This window comes from Mesorhizobium sp. WSM2240 (assembly GCF_040438645.1).
In the GTDB taxonomy this organism is placed as follows: Bacteria; Pseudomonadota; Alphaproteobacteria; order Rhizobiales; family Rhizobiaceae; genus Allomesorhizobium.
The window spans coordinates 1,753,504-1,769,981 of the sequence record NZ_CP159253.1 but is presented as its reverse complement, the minus strand read 5'-3'; the positions used below and the strand labels follow the sequence as shown (position 1 = coordinate 1,769,981).

Below are 16,478 nucleotides of genomic sequence, written 5' to 3'. Positions count from 1 at the left end.
CTCGTCTTCTTGCGGGGCGTGACGGTTCATGCGAATAGCGCCATGATAGCGGCCGCAGCCAGGGAAGCGAAATGGGCGAACGGAAAAACGGACTCACCTACGCCGAGGCGGGTGTCGACATCGACGCCGGCAATGCGATGGTGGAAAAGATCAAGCCGCTGGTCCGCTCGACGAGGCGTCCCGGCGCGGATGGCGAGATCGGCGGCTTCGGCGGGCTGTTCGACCTGAAGGCCGCCGGTTTTTCCGATCCCATATTGGTCGCCGCCAATGACGGAGTCGGCACCAAGCTCAAAGTCGCGATCGAGGCCGGCAAGCACGACACGATCGGCATCGACCTCGTCGCGATGTGCGTCAACGATATCGTCGTGCAGGGCGCGGAGCCGCTGTTCTTCCTCGATTATTTCGCCACGGGCAAGCTCGATCCCGACCAGGGCGCGGCAATCGTCGCGGGCATTGCCGAAGGCTGCCGCCAAGCCGGCTGCGCGCTGATAGGCGGCGAGACGGCGGAAATGCCCGGAATGTATCACGGCAACGACTACGACCTCGCCGGCTTTGCCGTCGGCGCCGCCGAACGCGGCCAGCTCCTGCCCACCGACGACATTGTCGAGGGCGACGTGCTGCTTGGCCTCGCCTCATCCGGGCTGCACTCCAACGGTTTTTCGCTGGTCCGCCGCATCGTCGCCGCAAGTGGCGTCGGCTGGCAGGACGCCGCGCCTTTCGCCGACGAAGGCACATTGGCCGAAGCGCTGCTCGAGCCTACTCGCATCTATGTGAAATCGGTGTTGAAGGCGATACGCGGCACTCACGGCATCAAGGCGCTGGCGCACATCACCGGCGGCGGCTTTCCCGAAAACATACCGCGCGTGCTGCCCAAGGACTTTTCCGCCGAACTCGACCTCGAGGCGATCGACGTGCCGCCGGTGTTCGGCTGGCTCGCCAAGACGGGCGGTGTCGCGCCGAACGAGATGATGCGCACCTTCAATTGCGGCGTCGGCATGATCCTCGTCGTCGCCTCGGGCCAGGCCGCTCAGGTCGCGGCCGTGCTCCAAGAGGCCGGCGAAACCGTATCGCCGATCGGCCGCATCGTGCCGCGCCGCGACGCAGGCGTCATCTACCGGGGAGCGATCGCGCTATGAGCATCAGCCGCAAACGCACAGTCATCATGATTTCCGGGCGCGGCTCCAACATGGCGTCGCTGATCGAGGCGGCTTCCGAGCGGAACTTCCCGGCAGAGATCGTCGGCGTCATCTCCGACAAGGCCGACGCGCGCGGCCTCCATATCGCCGCAGCCAAGGATCTGCCGGCCCGCACAATCGCGCGGGGCGATTTTTCCAGCAAGGAAGCCCACGACGCGGCAATCGACGATGCGCTCTCGGCCTTCGAGGCCGAGATAGTGTGCCTCGCCGGCTACATGCGGCTCCTGACCACCGGTTTCGTGGAAAAATGGAAGGGACGGATGCTCAACATCCACCCCGCCCTGCTTCCCGCCTTCCGGGGGCTTGACACCCATGCACGTGCGCTCGAAGCCGGAATGCGCATCCACGGCTGCACGGTCCATTTCGTCACGGCCGAAACCGATTCCGGCCCGATCATCGCGCAGGCGGCGGTCCCGGTGCTTCTGGACGACACCGAAGCCACGCTTGCCGCGCGCGTGCTCAAGGCCGAGCACCATCTCTATCCGCTCGCCCTGCGCATGGTCGCGCTCGGCATGGCGCGTATGGAAAACGGCCGCACTGTCTTTGCCGATACCGAACTGGTCGAGCAGAGCGCAGGCGGTTTCCTGTCTTCGCCAAGTGCTATCCGCGAAGCCGTCGACCTGGAGCAACTCGCCCGCTTCACGCCGTGACACAGCCCGTCAACCGCAAACCGGGTTCATGAAACAGCTGCTGTTGTTGCGCCACGCGAAGTCGAGCTGGGACGATCCGTCACTCATGGATTTCGACCGGCCGCTCGCCCCGCGCGGACGCAAAGCTGCTGAGCGCATGGGGAGAGAACTTGCCGCCCGCAACTGGCTGCCGCAACTGGCGCTGGTGTCGCCGGCCGCGCGCACGCGCGAGACATGGGAGGTGGTCGCGGCCGCACTGCCCAGCTCCGTCTCAGTCGATTTCCCCGACACCCTCTATGACGCTGCAGCGGAAGACGTGCTGTCCGAAATTCGGCGAACGCCGGAAGCAGTGAGAACCCTGCTCATCCTCGGCCACAATCCCGGTTTCGAAGACCTCGCCAAGCAGCTTGCGGGCGACGATTCGGGGGCCAAAGCCCTGAAGCGGCTTCACGAAAAATTCCCGACCGCTGCGCTCGCCCGCTTTGATTTCGACGGCAAATGGGTCGAACTTGGCCTCGGCCGTGCGCGGCTGACGCATTTTCTGCGACCCAAAGACCTCGGCTGAAGGTCGGCGGGGCTTATCCCCAAATCGATACCGAATCTTGAAACTGGTAGCAAAATTTGCTACCAGTTTTCCCAAGGAGTTCGCCGAATGTCGTCTGTCGAAAAAGTAAGCGTAGCGCTGTCGCCGGAACTGCTCGATGTGGTCAAGAAGGCCGTCGCCACTGGTGAATATGGTTCGGCAAGTGAGGTCATCCGTGAGGCCCTGCGTGAGTGGCGGCTTCGGCAACCCTTGCGCCAAGCGGAGTTAGATCGACTAAGAAAAGCCTGGGCCCAAGGGCTTGAAAGCGGCCGGCCCGAGCCGTTTGATATCGACGACATTGTGCGGCGCGCGCGCAACCGGTTCGAGAACGGATCGGACACATCGCGCAATGGCTGAGTATTGGATCGTCCGCAGCCCGGCGGCTGAAGACGATCTCATCGACATCTGGTGCAGTGTCGCGATGGACAATCCCGCCGCAGCAGATCAGGTTCTCGAGACCTTCGCTGTTCGGATCAAGCAGCTTGCGACATTCCCCGATTCCGGCTCGCGAAGGCCCGATATCGCTCCAGATGCGCGCGCGCTGGTTGTCGGAAGTTATCTGGTTCTTTACCGGCACATGGGTAAACACGTGGAGATTGTCCGCGTCGTGCACGGCGCGCGCGATCTGACGACGCTCCTATAGACGCGCCTCAGTCCGCGCCGTTCGATTTGGCAGCCCGCACCCACACCTTGTTGTCGTGGAACGCCGCGCCGCCATAAGGCGCGGGGGCATCGGCGCCGGTCAGCACGTTGATCCCCTCGCCGCGTTCATGCGCATCGTTCGGCCAAATACCTTCGGCGATCACCACGCCGCGTTTCATCCCGTCGAAAAGCTTGGCGTGCAGCACCACTTCGCCACGCGAATTGCCGATCTCGACGCGGTCGCCGTCCAATATCGACAGCGACGCCGCGTCTTCGGGATGGATAAGCAGTTCCGGCCGGCCTTCGCGCGCCTTCGAAACCGGCGTTTCGGTGAAGGTCGAGTTCAAGAAATTGCGCGCCGGCGATGTCGCTAGCCTGAACGGGTGCGCCTCGTCCGCAACCTCGATCAGGTCCACATGGTCGGGAAATGCCGGCAGAAGTTCATGCGGGCCGAAGATGCCCATGCTCTTCGGCGGACGGTTGGGCGCCGCCTGCCCGGTCCAGTCGGGCTTGAAGCGGAACTTTCCGTCGTGATGACCGAAACCCTTGAGGAAATGCGCCTCTTCGAAATCCGGCTGCAGGTCGGCCCAGCGCTCCTCTCTGAATGCGTCAAAGCTGCTCAGCCCCTTCTTTTCGAGCATGATTTCAATGTGCTCGCGCTCTGTCATGCCGAAGCCCGGCAGATGCGACACACCCAGCCGCCTACCCAACTCCTCGATCACGAAGTGATTTGTGCGCGGCCCTTCCGGCGGGTCGATCAGCTTCGGTCCCAGGGTGATGTGCTGATTGCCGCCGCCCTTGTAGATATCGTCATGCTCCATGAACATGGTGGCCGGCAGCACGACATCGGCGAGCTTCGCAGTGTCGGTCATGAACTGCTCGTGTACGCAGGTGAAGAGGTCGTCGCGCAGGAAACCTTGCTTCACCAGCCGCTGCTCGGGCGCCACATTGGCCGGATTCGTGTTCTGGATCAGCATCGCGGTGACCGGCGGGCCGCCATACAGGGCGTCGGCAGCGCCCGTCAGCACGGCGCCGATCCGCGAATGGTCGAGATAGCGGATGTTGGGATCGCGCAGCCGCGTGCCCTCGTGCAGCTCGCCATTGAGCTTGAGCACGCCCGAATTGGAGTGGAAAGCGCCGCCGCCTTCATATTGCCAGCATCCCGTCACCGACGCGATGGACATGGCCGCGTGCATGTTCACCGAACCGTTGCGCTGGCGCGAGAACCCGTAGCCAAGCCGGAAATAGGTCTTTTTCGTCGTGCCGACCAGCCGCGCGAAGGCTTCGATCTCCTCGACCGAAAGGCCGGTGATCGAAGCGGCCCATTCGGGCGTGCGGGTCGCCAGATGCGCTTCCAGCCCCTTCGGCTCGTCGGTGTATTTTTCGAGATAGTTCCAGTCGGCCATGCCGTCGCGGAACAGCACGTGCATGACGGCGCAGGCCAGCGCGCCGTCGGTGCCGGGCTTCAGCACCAGCCCCATGTCGGCCTGCTTCATCGTCGCGTTCTCATACACGTCGATGACGACGATCTTCGCCCCGCGTTCCTTGCGCGCCCTGACCGCGTGGGTCATCACATTGACCTGGGTGACCACCGCATTGGTGCCCCAGATCACCACGCAATCTGACTTCGCCATCTCGCGTGGGTCCGGCCCCCGCAACGCTCCGGCGCCCATCATCCAGCCGTCCAGGCGAGATTGGTGCAGATCGAGCCGAAGAAGCCCGAATATTTCTTGGCGTGGCGCAGCCGCTCAATGCCGTCGCGCTGTACCAAACCCATCGTTCCGGCGTAGAAATACGGCCAGACCGTCTCCGAGCCGTGCTTCTCCTCCGCGGCTATGAACTTTTCCGCCACGAGATCGAGCGCGGCTTCCCAGCTTGCCTCCTTCCAGACGCCCTCGCCCTTGTCGCCGGCGCGCACCAGCGGCTTCAGAAGCCGGTCGGGATGGTGGATGCGGTCAGCATAGCGCGCCACCTTGGCGCAGATCACACCGGCCGTGTAGCTGTTCTCCTTCGCCCCGTGCACCCTGCCGATGCGGTTGCCGTCAAGGATCTCCACGTCGAGCGCACAGGTCGAAGGACAGTCATGCGGACAGGCCGAATGGCCGATTCTTATCCTAGCGTGCTGGTTCATGAGATGGACTTTAGCCGGTCTTCCCGCCGCGTACACCGCTTATCGATTTTACATGCGCAGGTTTTGCTGGAAGGACATCGCCTTCGGGAGGAGGCTCATTTCCTCCGCCGTCGAGAAAATCGAGAAAGGCATTGCGGTCAGCCCTTGCCGCTCTCGCACGAAAGAAGTCCTCGGCTTCCTGATGCTGGTTCATAGGATGATCCTAGTCCGAATCGATTCCAGCTTCCATCGTCACAGACACGCTTTCGGCGCTAAGTCTTAGATCGAACCACTCGGTTATGACGCGGTAGTGATCACCTTCCGTAACGACCTCAATGCTTCCCAGATCTAGTGTGCCATCTGGATCAGCAGTTATCCGATGTTTTGTTAGACCGACTTGAGCGGCATGCAACTCGGCTATATGGGGCGATTCAAACGTGATATCGCCCTCACGGTAGCAATACGCTTCATTTGGAAGAGGCCGCGCATAGAAAGGGTGACTAGGCAGTAGGGCAAATAATACGCGCAGACGAAGCCGCGTTCCATCAGCGATCATTCCGAGGAAATAGCAGTCCTCTAGGCAGACGCGGTCGAAGGTTGGCTCCCCCATAAGTCGATCTACTCCGCCGTGCCTTCCTCATATTCCGTCGACAATGCAAGCCATTTTTCCTCATGGCCGGCCAGCGTCTGGGCAAGCTGCGAGCGCTCCTTGGCGAGCCGCGTCGCTGTCGAAGGATCCTTCTCATAGACCGCCGGATTGGCAAGCTCGTCCTCGATGCCGTCGATGCGCTTGCGGATGCGGTCCATCAGCGCCTCGGTGGCGCGGATCTCCTTGGCGACCGGTTCCAAGGCGGCGCGGCGCTGGGCAGCCTCGCGGCGGCGGTCGGCCTTGGATGCCTTTTCCGCCTCGCGCCGCTCCTTGCGATCGCCAGCAACGCCGGTGACCTGCTGGCGATAATCCGCCAGATCGCCGTCATAGGGATTCACCTGCCCGTCCTTGACCAGCCACAGCCGGTCGGCCGTCGCCTCGATCAGATGGCGATCGTGCGAGATCAGGATCACCGCGCCCGGAAAATCGTTGAGCGCATGGATCAGCGATTCGCGCGAATCGATATCCAGATGATTCGTCGGCTCGTCTAGGATGAACAGGTTCGGGCCCTCGAATGCCGAGAGCCCCATCAACAGCCGCGCTTTTTCGCCGCCGGACAGATCCTTGGCCGGCGTATTCATCTTCTCCGTCGCCAGGCCGAACTGCGCGACCCGCGCTCGCACCTTCGATTCCGGCGCCTCCGGCATCAGGCGACGGACATGCTCATAGGCGTTCTCCTCCGGCCGCAGATCGTCGAGCTGGTGCTGGGCGAAAATCGCGACCTTCAGCCCCGGAGCGATCGTCATCGTGCCGGTCTCCGCCTTCAGCCGGCCAGCCAGAAGCTTGGCGAAGGTCGACTTGCCGTTGCCGTTGGCGCCGAGCAGCGCGATACGGTCGTCGGCGTCGATCCGGAGTGTCATCTTTTTCAGGATCGGGTGACCCGGCTGATAGCCCACATCGACGCGGTCGAGCGCAATGATCGGCGAAGCCACCGTCTTCACCGGCTCAGGAAAGGAGAACGGCCGCACCGTCTCGTTTACCACCGCGGCAATCGGCTTCATCCGCTCCAGCGCCTTAAGCCGCGACTGCGCCTGGCGCGCCTTGGAAGCCTTGGCCCGAAACCGCTCCACGAAGGATTCCATGTGCTTGCGGGCCGCCTCCTGCTTGGCGCGGCTCTTCTCCTGCAGCAGCGCCTGTTCGGCGCGCTGGCGCTCGAACTGGTCGTAGGCGCCGCGCCAGAAAGTCAGCTTCTGCTTCTCCAGATGCACGATCGAATTGACCGCACGATTGAGCAGGTCGCGGTCATGCGAGATCAGCAGGACAGTGTGCGGATATTTCGAAACATAGGTTTCCAGCCACAACGTGCCTTCGAGATCGAGATAGTTCGTCGGTTCGTCGAGCAGCAGAAGGTCCGGCTCAGAAAACAGCACTGCCGCCAGCGCCACGCGCATGCGCCAGCCGCCGGAGAAAGAAGAAGCCGGCCGCTTCTGCGCCTCGGAGTCGAAGCCCAGGCCGGCCAGGATGGTCGCCGCGCGCGCTTCCGCCGAATGCGCGTCGATGTCGGCCAGCCGCATGTGAATCTCGCCAATGCGGTGCGGATCGGTCGTCGTCTGCTCCTCGGCGAGCAGCGCGGTTCGCTCGACGTCGGCCTTGAGCACGATGTCGATCAGCGGCTCCTCGGTGCCGGGCGCCTCCTGCGCCACCTGTCCGATGCGCGTGTTCTTGGGCAGGCTGACAGAGCCGGTCTCGGCCGACATGTCGCCGGTAATCGCCTTGAACAGCGTGGTCTTGCCGGTGCCGTTGCGGCCGACAAGACCAGCCTTCGTTCCCGCCGGCAGCGTCAGCGAGGCGTGATCGAGGAGCAGGCGTCCGGCTATACGGAGCGAAAGATCATTGATGATTAGCATGGGCGGCGTTTTGGCCGAGACTACCGCGGAAGGCAAGGGCCGCCATTCGCGCGGCCACAAGGCGCGCTTGACAGCATACCGGCTTGGCCACCTTGTGCATTCACCCGCAGCCCATATATTCGTCTGACTTTTCGATCCCGCCATATTGCGATCCACCCAGCGTCTCGCGTCGCCCCTCCAACCGCATCGCCATTCCCATGCAGCCAGTCATTTCCGTCTCGAACCTTTCCAAGACCTACGAGTCCGGGTTCCAGGCGCTCAAGAACATCAACCTGGAGATCAGGCGCGGCGAGATATTCGCGCTTCTGGGACCAAACGGCGCCGGCAAGACCACGCTGATCGGCATCATCTGCGGCATCGTAAATCCGACGGAAGGAACGGTCCACGCCGACGGCTACGACATCATCTCCGATTACCGTCAGGCCCGCTCGCAGATCGGCCTCGTGCCGCAGGAACTGACGACGGACGCGTTCGAGACGGTCTGGGCGACGGTCAGCTTCAGCCGCGGCCTGTTCGGCAAAGGGCGCGACCCAGCGCATATAGAGCGCGTGCTGCGCGACCTGTCGCTCTGGGACAAGAAGGACAGCAAGATTATGACGCTCTCGGGCGGCATGAAACGCCGGGTGATGATCGCCAAGGCGCTGTCGCACGAGCCGCGAATCCTGTTCCTCGACGAGCCGACCGCCGGCGTCGACGTGGAATTGCGCCGCGACATGTGGAATGTCGTGCGCTCATTGCGCGATACCGGCGTCACCATCATCCTCACCACCCACTACATCGAGGAGGCCGAGGAGATGGCCGACCGTATCGGGGTGATCAGCCATGGCGAGCTCATCCTCGTCGAGGACAAGGTCGAGCTGATGCGCAAGCTCGGCAAGAAACGGCTGACGCTGCAACTCCAGCACCCGTTGGCCGCCATCCCGGAGAACCTGCGCTCATACGGAATGGAACTCGCCGAAGACGGCCACGAACTGGTCTACACCTACGACACCCAAGGCGAGCGAACCGGCATCACGACGCTGCTGCAGGATCTCAGTGCGGCGGGAATACGGTTCAAGGATATCCAGACCAACCAGAGCTCGCTCGAGGAGATCTTCGTCAGTCTGGTGAGGGAGCGGTCATGAATTTCCACGCGATCCGCGCGATCTACATCTTCGAGATGGCGCGCACCTGGCGCACCCTTTTGCAAAGCATCGTTTCGCCGGTCATATCGACGTCGCTCTATTTCGTCGTCTTCGGCGCGGCCATCGGCTCACGCATCCCAGAGATCGACGGCGTCAGCTACGGCGCCTTCATCGTGCCGGGGCTGATCATGCTGTCGCTGCTCACCCAGAGCATCTCCAACGCCTCGTTCGGCATCTATTTCCCGAAATTCGTCGGCACGATTTATGAAATCCTCTCGGCGCCGGTGTCGTTCCTGGAGATCACCATCGCCTATGTCGGGGCGGCGGCAACCAAATCGGTCATCCTCGGAACGATCATATTGGCGACCGCGGCGCTTTTCGTGGATCTCACGATCGTTCATCCCTTCTGGATGATCCTGTTCCTGGTGCTGACGGCGGTCACGTTCAGCCTGTTCGGCTTCATCATCGGCATCTGGGCCGACGGCTTCGAGAAGCTGCAGCTTGTGCCGCTCCTCATCGTCACGCCGCTGACATTCCTCGGCGGCAGCTTCTATTCCATCAGCATGCTGCCGCCCTTCTGGCAGAACGTGACACTGTTCAACCCGGTACTCTACCTAGTCAGCGGCTTCCGCTGGAGTTTTTACGGCGCGGCCGACGTCAGCGTCGGCATCAGCCTCGGCATGACGCTCGTCTTCCTGGCAATCTGCCTCGCCGTCGTCGCCTGGATCTTCCGCACCGGCTACCGGTTGAAGACGTAATCTCAGGAAGCGCGGCGGAAAGATTCCTCGACGGCGGCTGCGATGCTCAGCAGGCGCCGATCGTGGCCGTTGCGCGCCAAGAGCATGAAGCCGCCCGGAAGGCTCATGCCCGGCATCGGCAGCGAAATGCCGGCCAGATCGAACTGGTTGGCGACCTGCGGATTTCGAAGTAGCAATCCGTCGGTGCGGTCGTAGAGGTCATCGTCCTCCAGCAGCGGCTGGATGGCCGGTGCGACGATCGGCGTCGTCGGCAAAACCAGCACATCTACCGGCATCAGCCGCCGGTCCATGGCGGCGGCGAGCGCCGCCCGCTTTCGCAGTATCCTTATATAGGCGTGTGCCGGAACGGCGGCGCGGCGTTTGATCGGCCCGCCGATACGCGGATCAACCAGCGACCATGCCGGAGTCGCGGCCAAGTCGGCATGAATTTCTGCTGCCTCCACCGATGCGATAGAGGCTCCTTTCGTCGCTTCGGCCATATTGTTCAGCAGGTCGTCGACTGAATGGTCGGCGATTATCGCGCCGGCTGCCTCCAGCGGTTTCAGGCTGCGCGCAAAGCCCTCGGCCACGGCAGCATCGATGTCGCCGAATAGGCGGCCTTGCGGAATGCCGATGCGCATGCTGGCCAGAGGAAATGGCTCAAGTGCGTCCGGCTCCTCACCGGCCATCACCGCGTCAGCGATTGCGCAATCCGCCACGTTGCGCGCCAGCGGGCCAATCGAATCGAGCGTCGCGGACAGCGGAAATGCGCCTGAGAGCGGAACGCGCCCGGCCGTTGGCTTGAAGCCGACCACGCCGTTCAACGCAGCGGGAATGCGCACCGATCCGCCCGTATCCGAGCCGATAGCGATATCGCTCGTCCCTTCCGCAACGGATACGCCTGCGCCCGACGACGAGCCGCCCGGAACGCGCGTCGCATCCGCCGCGTTGCCCGGCGTGCCGAAATGCCGGTTGAGGCCGATGCCGGAAAAGGCGAATTCAGTCATATTTGTCTTGCCGATGATCACGGCCCCTGCCCGCCTCAGCCGCCCCACGACTGCGGCGTCCCGGGCCGCTGGCGGTGCTTCGGCAAGTGCTGCCGAACCAGCAGTCGTCGTCTCGCCGGCGACATCGAACAGATCCTTGATCGAGACAATTCTGCCGTCGAGCGGGCCGAGCGAAATCCCCGCTTTGCGGCGCGCATCCGCCGCATCAGCAGCGAGCCTGGCCAGCTCGGAATAGAGCTTCAGGAAAACCCGTTCATCGTCCGCGCGATCGGCGAGCCGCGCGAGGATTTCTTCGAGCCGGTCCCTGGTCGAGCCCACCGCCGGCTCACGCATAGGCCCTGCCCTCTTCGGTGCGCTGGAAGTAGATCAGGTCGAGCTGAAGCGACGGCTTGCCGAGCACAGTCAGGATCATGTGCGCCTGTCCGCGATGGTGGGTCTGATGGTTGAAGAAATGGTCGAGCGCGGGCGCGAGCCGTTGAGATACGGTACGCATGTCGGTGACGGTCATGTAAGTGAATCGCCCCGAGAACGCCTTTTCGCCCAGGCTGCCGATCCATTTGGCGATCCTCTTGTCCTCCGCCTCGCGCGCCGCCCGGAGTTTGGTGAAATCCTCGTGGATGATGGCGTCGAGCGCGGTCGGCGCATCACCCTCGCCGGTGAAGCGCTTCATCCAGATGCGGTCGGCTGCCACGAGATGGTTGAGCGTGCCCATCATCGACTTGAAGAACGCCCCGGTATCGCGCCGGAACTCTTCGGGCGAGAGTGCCGCCGCCGCGTCATAGACCCGCTGGTTGGCCCATGAATTATAGGCCGCGAACATCGTGAAATGCTGTTTCATGGACTTTACCTTTGACGCGCGAAGCGCTGAATATGCGCGCCATTCCTAAACTGCAGTGAAAGAAGCGCCAATGACCATTCTGCTCTACGATCTCGTCGGCCGCGATGCGTCCCGCCCGTTCAGCCCACATTGCTGGAAGACGGCGATGGCGCTTGCCCACAAGGGCCTGGATTTCAAGAGCGTGCCGACGCCATTCACCGCGGTGCCGGGCGTCGAGGGCGGCGTCAGCAAGATCGTTCCGGTGATCCGCGACGGCGATAAGACTATCGCCGATTCCTTCGCAATCGCGCTTTATCTGGAGGACGCCTATCCGGACCGGCCGACGCTGTTCGGCGGTGACGGCGGCAAGGCGATGGCGCGCTTCATAGAGCGCTGGTCACAGTTGATTATCCATCCTTATCTCGGTTCGGCGGCGCTGATGGACATCCACGACGTTCTGGCGCCGGAGGATCAGGCCTATTTCCGCAAAAGCCGCGAGGCGCGCTTCGGCAAGCCGCTCGAAGAGGTGCCGGCCGGCCGCGAGGCCGGCCTCGCCGCGTTCCGCACCTCGCTGGAACCGCTTAGGTCAATGCTTTCCTACCAGCCCTGGATCGGCGGCGCTTCGCCGCTGTTCGCCGACTACATCGTCTTCGGCGCATTCCAGTGGGTGCGCATCACCTCCCCCTTCCAGGCGCTCGCCGCGGTTGATCCGGTGGCCGAATGGTTCGGCCGCTGCCTCGATCTGCACGGCGGCATTGGCCGAAAGGTTCCGGCTGCGGCATAGAGCGACCGAAGCGCCTCGGGCTTGGCAATGCAGCGGGCGGTCTGTATAGGTCCGCCACCTTTTCATCCCCATTGCTCAGAAGGATACACTATGGCGATCGAACGCACGTTTTCGATGATCAAACCCGACGCGACCCGGCGCAACCTGACCGGCGCAATCACCAAGATGCTGGAGGATGCCGGCCTACGTGTCGTCGCTTCCCGCCGCGTCTGGATGAGCCGCCGCGAGGCCGAGGGCTTCTACGCTGTCCACAAGGAACGCCCCTTCTTCGGCGAGCTCGTCGAATTCATGTCGTCGGGCCCGACGGTCGTGCAGGTCCTTGAAGGCGAGAACGCCATTGCCAAGAACCGCGACGTGATGGGCGCCACCAACCCGGCCAACGCCGCCGAAGGGACGATCCGCAAAGTCCATGCCCTGTCAATCGGCGAGAATTCGGTGCACGGTTCCGACGCGCCCGAGACCGCCGCGCAGGAGATCAAGTACTGGTTTTCAGACACCGAGATCGTCGGCTGACTATTTGAGTCCGTTTCACGCTGTAAGCGCCTGAATTAAAAATGAAAAAGCCGGGGCAAACGCTCCGGCTTTTTTCATGCCCTCTGCAGCATGGCTGGCAGTGGCGCGGCAACCTGCGGTCGCGCGCCGTGAAACAGTTCCGCGAAGCGGTCGGCAGGGACGGCGGGGCTGTACAGGAAGCCCTGGAAGAAATCGCATCCGAAGGCCCTCAGGAAAGCCTCCTGCCGGACGTTCTCGACATGCTCGGCTACCGCCGACAGGCCTAGTGTGCGCGCCATCGCCAGTATCGTCTTCACCAGCGCCCGGTCGCCGTCTGAATTCTCGATATCGGCGACGAAGCCGCCGTCGATCTTGAGCTCGTCGAACGGCAATTGCTTGAGGTAGGCCAGCGACGAATAGCCGGTGCCGAAATCGTCGAGCGACAGGCGGACGCCCAGCTTCTTGGCCTCGGCCATCCTGGCGGCGACAAGCTGATGGTCCTTGGCCATGACATGCTCGGTCAGCTCGAAAGTCAGCATTGTCGGATCGACGCCATAGGCCTTGATCTTACTCCGGGCCATTGCAATGAAACCGTTGCACGAGAACGACTGCACGCTGACATTCAGGGCCAGCCGCAAATGCGCCATCACCGGGTCACGCTGCCAGCACGCCAGCGCTTCCAGGCCCTTGACGAACACGAATTCGGCAAGCTCGTCGTTGAGACCGAACTGCTCGGCCAGCGCGACGAACTCGTCCGGATGAATTCTTCCCAGTGTGGGATGCTCCCAGCGCACCAGCGCCTCGGCGCCGGTCACGCGGCCGGTATGATCCACTTGCGGCTGGAAATAGAGGTCTAGCTGGTCGTCGGAAAACGCCGTGCGAAGGTCGCTGAGCATCCGGTAGCGCTGCGCTTCCCGGTCCATCGTCGCCGGATCGAACAGCGCTGTGCTGTTCCGGCCCGCGGCCTTGGCCTGGTACATGGCGATGTCGGCGCGCTTCAAAATCTCGTCGGCACGCTTTTCGCCGCCGTCGAACACTACTACGCCGACGCTGGCCGACCCGACATGGCGCAACGGGCCGAGTTCAAACGGCCTGTTCAGCGCCGAAAGTATCTGATTAGCCGTGGTGATGGCTCGAAGCGTGCCGTGTGCAGCCTCGGAGCCGGTTTCCTCCAGCACGACCACGAACTCGTCGCCGCCGATGCGGGCGACCATGTCGCGCGGATTGATGCAGCGGCGCAGCCGGTCTGCGACCTGCACCAGGAAGCAATCACCTATGTCATGGCCCTGCGTGTCGTTCAGCGTCTTAAAGTTGTCGAGGTCGATGAACAGAAGCGCCCCGGTGTCGCCTCGCCGCTCGCAGGCGGCGATGGCCTGGGTCATGCGATCGAGGAACATGCGGCGGTTTGGCAGCCGGGTCAGCGGATCGAAATAGGCCAGTTCCTCGATTTCCATTTCGTGCCGCTTGCGCACCGAAATGTCGGAGACATAGCCATGCCACGTCACGCAGTCGCCCGACCTTTCCGGCCGCGCATCGAGGCTCACCCATTTTTCCTTGCCGCCCCGAGTGCGTATCCGGACCTCGCAATTCCAGGACTCCAGCTTCTCGGCCGCTTCCTGCTGGGACGCGAGATAGGCCTCGCGATCTTCCTCGACGACCAGGTTTGTAAACGCCCACGGATCCGCCAGATGCTCTTCGGGCGAAATGTCTGAAATCTGCTCTATGCCGGCGCTGACATAGAGCATTTCATGCTTCTCGCCAGGCGCGCTCCTGAACTGGAACAGGCCGCCCGGCAATTGGCTGGTCAGCTTTTGGAACTGCTCCTCGAGCTTGAGCCGCTTGATGGTTTCGGTGATCTCGCGCACCGATCCCTCGTAGAACAGCTTTCGGCCGGTTTTCCTGTCATGGACGAGCCTCGCCGACTCGGTGATCCAGATGCGCTCGCGCGTCTTGTGGCGGTAAATTTCGGAGACGAAATCCTCGACCTTGCCGTCGCGCATCAGGACGCCGTGGAATTCGTTACGGCGGTCCGGCTCGACATACCACGGCTGATCGCTGTCGAGGATGCCCGCAAGCATCTCCTCTTCGCTCTCGTAGCCGTTCAGCCGCACCAAAGCCCGGTTGCTCTTGATGTGCCGCCCGTTCGGCAGCGCCCGGTAGATGCCTTCCGACAGGTGCTCGACCAGATCGCTATTGTTTTCCTGCTCGGCGAGCGCCCGCAAGTAGAGGCCGCGGTAGCGAACGGTCCAAAGCCCGACAAAAGCCGCCAATACGACGTTTGCGGCGATCAGCCAGTCCTTGCCGGCCCAAACGTCGAACAATGAACTCAGCAATGGATGCATTCTGCTTCGCGATGCGGTTTGTCGCCAGCGAAGGTAATTAGGACAACTTTAGAAAACTCTAAACCGGCAAACAGTCGAAACGCATGCTTAACGGCAGGTTTCAGCCACTAGCCGAAATCTCTTTGAGTTTTCCAGCGTGCGGCAGCCTGGTCGTCGGCTTCCTTAGCGTCGACCCAATTGCCTTCGGATCCGTCGGCGCGATGCTCCTTTTTCCAAAAAGGCGCGCGCGACTTCAGATAGTCCATCAGGAAGGACGCCGCCTCGAATGCCGCCTGCCGGTGCGCGGACGCCGCCACGACGAGCACGATGTTTTCGCCGGGAGCGATCTTGCCGAAACGGTGGATTGCGATAAGGCCCATGAGCGGCCAGCGGCCCAGAGCCTCGTCGGCGATGCGCGCGATCTCGGCTTCGGCCATGCCCGGATAGTGCTCGAGCTCGAGCGCGGCGAGCGTGCCCGCCTCGTCGCGGCACAGGCCGGAGAACGTCACGACCGCGCCGACATCGGCGCGCCCTTCGGTCAGCCGGCCGATCTCGGCAGCGACGTCGAAATCTTCCCGCTGGATGCGAACGACGGGCGCGACGCCGGCCGGCATTTCAGCCTCCGGTCATCGGCGGAAACAGCGCGATCTCACGCGCGCCGGCGATTTTCTCTCGGTGATCAACATGCTCGTGATCGATCGCGACGCGGATCACATCCGGATATTGCAGCGCGTTTTCATATTCCTCGCCGCGCGCCTTCAACCACTGCAGGAGGTCGGCCACTGTCTTGACCGCTAGAGGCAGCGAAACCTCTTCCTCGGGCTTGCCGATCCGTTCCCGAACCCAGGCGAAGTAAACGAGTTTGGTCAGGGGCTCTGTCATTCGTCCATGATATGCTTGGCGCCGGCGCGAAAATAGTCATAGCCGGTGTAGAGCGTCACGATGGCCGAGACCCAGAGCAGGAATATGCCGATCTGCGTCCAATAGGGGACCATCTTGTCGCCCGCCGGGCCGAGCAGCAGGAACGCGATGGCGACCATCTGGATCGCGGTCTTCCATTTGGCGAGCTGCGTCACCGGCACGCTTACCTTCAGCGCGGCGAGGTATTCGCGCAGGCCCGACACGAGTATTTCGCGGCACAGTATGATGATCGCAGCCCAAAGCGACCAGCCGGCGATCGTCCTGTCGGTGTCCGCGGCGAGCAGCAGCAGGCAGGTCGCGACCAGAAGCTTGTCGGCGATCGGGTCGAGCATGCGCCCGATATTCGAAGTCTGCTGCCAGGCGCGGGCGAGATATCCGTCGAGATAATCGGTCACGCTGGCGGCGATGAAAATGGCAAGCGCGGTCCAGCGCGCGAACTCGCTCGACTGCAGCCGGCCTTCCAGAAAGAAGCACAGCACGACCATCGGCACGGCAAGAATTCGCGCATACGTCAGCATATTGGGAAGATTGAATGCCCGCTTGCCCATGTCTTTCCGCAATTCTCCAGATCCAGAGATACTCAAATCAGATGCCTCCGTGGGGGGTCAATCATCGAAAA

The 16,478-nt window shown here is 62.7% G+C and carries 17 protein-coding genes and 1 pseudogene; 9 read left to right on the top strand and 9 right to left on the bottom strand.

All coding sequences use genetic code 11. The features are described 5' to 3' along the window. Nucleotides 1-71: 71 nt before the first annotated feature. The 5 genes from purM (at nt 72) to ABVK50_RS08445 (ending at nt 3,051) form a co-directional block, all read left to right on the top strand. A complete protein-coding gene (gene purM / locus ABVK50_RS08465; RefSeq protein WP_353641985.1) occupies nt 72-1,136 on the top strand; it encodes a phosphoribosylformylglycinamidine cyclo-ligase in 1,065 nt (354 codons plus the stop codon). Beyond that, a complete protein-coding gene (gene purN / locus ABVK50_RS08460) occupies nt 1,133-1,846 on the top strand; it encodes a phosphoribosylglycinamide formyltransferase (protein WP_353641986.1) in 714 nt (237 codons plus the stop codon). Before purM ends, purN begins: the two co-directional genes overlap by 4 nt. A gap of 28 nt (nt 1,847-1,874) precedes the next feature. Further along, a complete protein-coding gene (locus ABVK50_RS08455) occupies nt 1,875-2,390 on the top strand; it encodes a histidine phosphatase family protein (protein ID WP_353641987.1) in 516 nt (171 codons plus the stop codon). Between the two features lie 87 nt (nt 2,391-2,477). Next, a complete protein-coding gene (locus ABVK50_RS08450; RefSeq protein WP_353641988.1) occupies nt 2,478-2,765 on the top strand; it encodes a type II toxin-antitoxin system ParD family antitoxin in 288 nt (95 codons plus the stop codon). After that, nucleotides 2,758-3,051 (top strand): type II toxin-antitoxin system RelE/ParE family toxin, encoded by a 294-nt coding sequence (locus ABVK50_RS08445; RefSeq protein ID WP_353641989.1) that lies wholly within the window; start codon nt 2,758-2,760, stop codon nt 3,049-3,051. The genes ABVK50_RS08450 and ABVK50_RS08445 overlap by 8 nt, the downstream gene beginning before the upstream one ends. Nucleotides 3,052-3,058: 7 nt before the next feature. On the opposite strand, the pseudogene ABVK50_RS08440 reads toward ABVK50_RS08445, so the two are convergent. The 3 genes and pseudogenes from ABVK50_RS08440 to ABVK50_RS08430 all read right to left on the bottom strand — a co-directional run bounded on the left by ABVK50_RS08440 (nt 3,059) and on the right by ABVK50_RS08430 (nt 7,656). After that, nucleotides 3,059-5,181: pseudogene (locus ABVK50_RS08440) on the bottom strand (molybdopterin oxidoreductase family protein). A 10-nt stretch (nt 5,182-5,191) separates the two neighbouring features. Continuing rightward, a complete protein-coding gene (locus ABVK50_RS08435) occupies nt 5,192-5,374 on the bottom strand; it encodes a hypothetical protein (protein WP_353641990.1) in 183 nt (60 codons plus the stop codon). 404 nt (nt 5,375-5,778) lie between these two features. Continuing rightward, nucleotides 5,779-7,656, bottom strand: coding sequence for an ABC-F family ATP-binding cassette domain-containing protein (locus tag ABVK50_RS08430; RefSeq protein WP_353641991.1), 1,878 nt, complete (start codon nt 7,654-7,656; stop codon nt 5,779-5,781). Between the two features lie 197 nt (nt 7,657-7,853). On the opposite strand from ABVK50_RS08430, the gene ABVK50_RS08425 reads away from it, so the two are divergent. Together ABVK50_RS08425 and ABVK50_RS08420 are read left to right on the top strand one after the other, a co-directional pair. After that, entirely contained in the window at nt 7,854-8,780 is a 927-nt protein-coding gene (locus ABVK50_RS08425; protein ID WP_353641992.1) for an ABC transporter ATP-binding protein, read from the top strand. Beyond that, the gene (locus ABVK50_RS08420; RefSeq protein WP_353641993.1) at nt 8,777-9,538 is read left to right on the top strand and encodes an ABC transporter permease; all 762 of its coding nucleotides are present in this window, start codon (nt 8,777-8,779) and stop codon (nt 9,536-9,538) included. The genes ABVK50_RS08425 and ABVK50_RS08420 overlap by 4 nt, the downstream gene beginning before the upstream one ends. A 2-nt stretch (nt 9,539-9,540) precedes the next feature. Here ABVK50_RS08420 and ABVK50_RS08415 read toward each other — a convergent pair whose 3' ends face one another. Together ABVK50_RS08415 and ABVK50_RS08410 are read right to left on the bottom strand one after the other, a co-directional pair. Continuing rightward, complete coding sequence (locus tag ABVK50_RS08415) at nt 9,541-10,842, bottom strand: amidase (RefSeq protein WP_353645976.1); 1,302 nt, start codon at nt 10,840-10,842, stop codon at nt 9,541-9,543. 7 nt (nt 10,843-10,849) lie between these two features. After that, nucleotides 10,850-11,362: a DinB family protein gene (locus ABVK50_RS08410; RefSeq protein ID WP_353641994.1), complete on the bottom strand. Its 513-nt coding sequence runs from the start codon at nt 11,360-11,362 to the stop codon at nt 10,850-10,852. Between the two features lie 70 nt (nt 11,363-11,432). Here ABVK50_RS08410 and ABVK50_RS08405 point away from each other — a divergent pair, with 70 nt between their 5' ends. Both ABVK50_RS08405 and ndk read left to right on the top strand, forming a co-directional pair. Then, a complete protein-coding gene (locus ABVK50_RS08405; protein WP_353641995.1) occupies nt 11,433-12,125 on the top strand; it encodes a glutathione S-transferase family protein in 693 nt (230 codons plus the stop codon). Between the two features lie 90 nt (nt 12,126-12,215). Next, complete coding sequence (gene ndk / locus ABVK50_RS08400) at nt 12,216-12,638, top strand: nucleoside-diphosphate kinase (protein ID WP_353641996.1); 423 nt, start codon at nt 12,216-12,218, stop codon at nt 12,636-12,638. A gap of 74 nt (nt 12,639-12,712) precedes the next feature. On the opposite strand, the gene ABVK50_RS08395 is transcribed toward ndk, so the two are convergent. The 4 genes from ABVK50_RS08395 to pgsA all read right to left on the bottom strand — a co-directional run bounded on the left by ABVK50_RS08395 (nt 12,713) and on the right by pgsA (nt 16,407). After that, complete coding sequence (locus ABVK50_RS08395) at nt 12,713-14,950, bottom strand: EAL domain-containing protein (protein WP_353641997.1); 2,238 nt, start codon at nt 14,948-14,950, stop codon at nt 12,713-12,715. Between the two features lie 116 nt (nt 14,951-15,066). After that, a complete protein-coding gene (locus ABVK50_RS08390) occupies nt 15,067-15,552 on the bottom strand; it encodes a molybdenum cofactor biosynthesis protein MoaE (protein WP_353641998.1) in 486 nt (161 codons plus the stop codon). A 1-nt stretch (nt 15,553) separates the two neighbouring features. After that, a complete protein-coding gene (gene moaD, locus ABVK50_RS08385; protein ID WP_353645977.1) occupies nt 15,554-15,808 on the bottom strand; it encodes a molybdopterin converting factor subunit 1 in 255 nt (84 codons plus the stop codon). An 8-nt stretch (nt 15,809-15,816) separates the two neighbouring features. After that, nucleotides 15,817-16,407 (bottom strand): CDP-diacylglycerol--glycerol-3-phosphate 3-phosphatidyltransferase, encoded by a 591-nt coding sequence (pgsA, locus tag ABVK50_RS08380; protein ID WP_353641999.1) that lies wholly within the window; start codon nt 16,405-16,407, stop codon nt 15,817-15,819. Nucleotides 16,408-16,478: the final 71 nt, after the last annotated feature.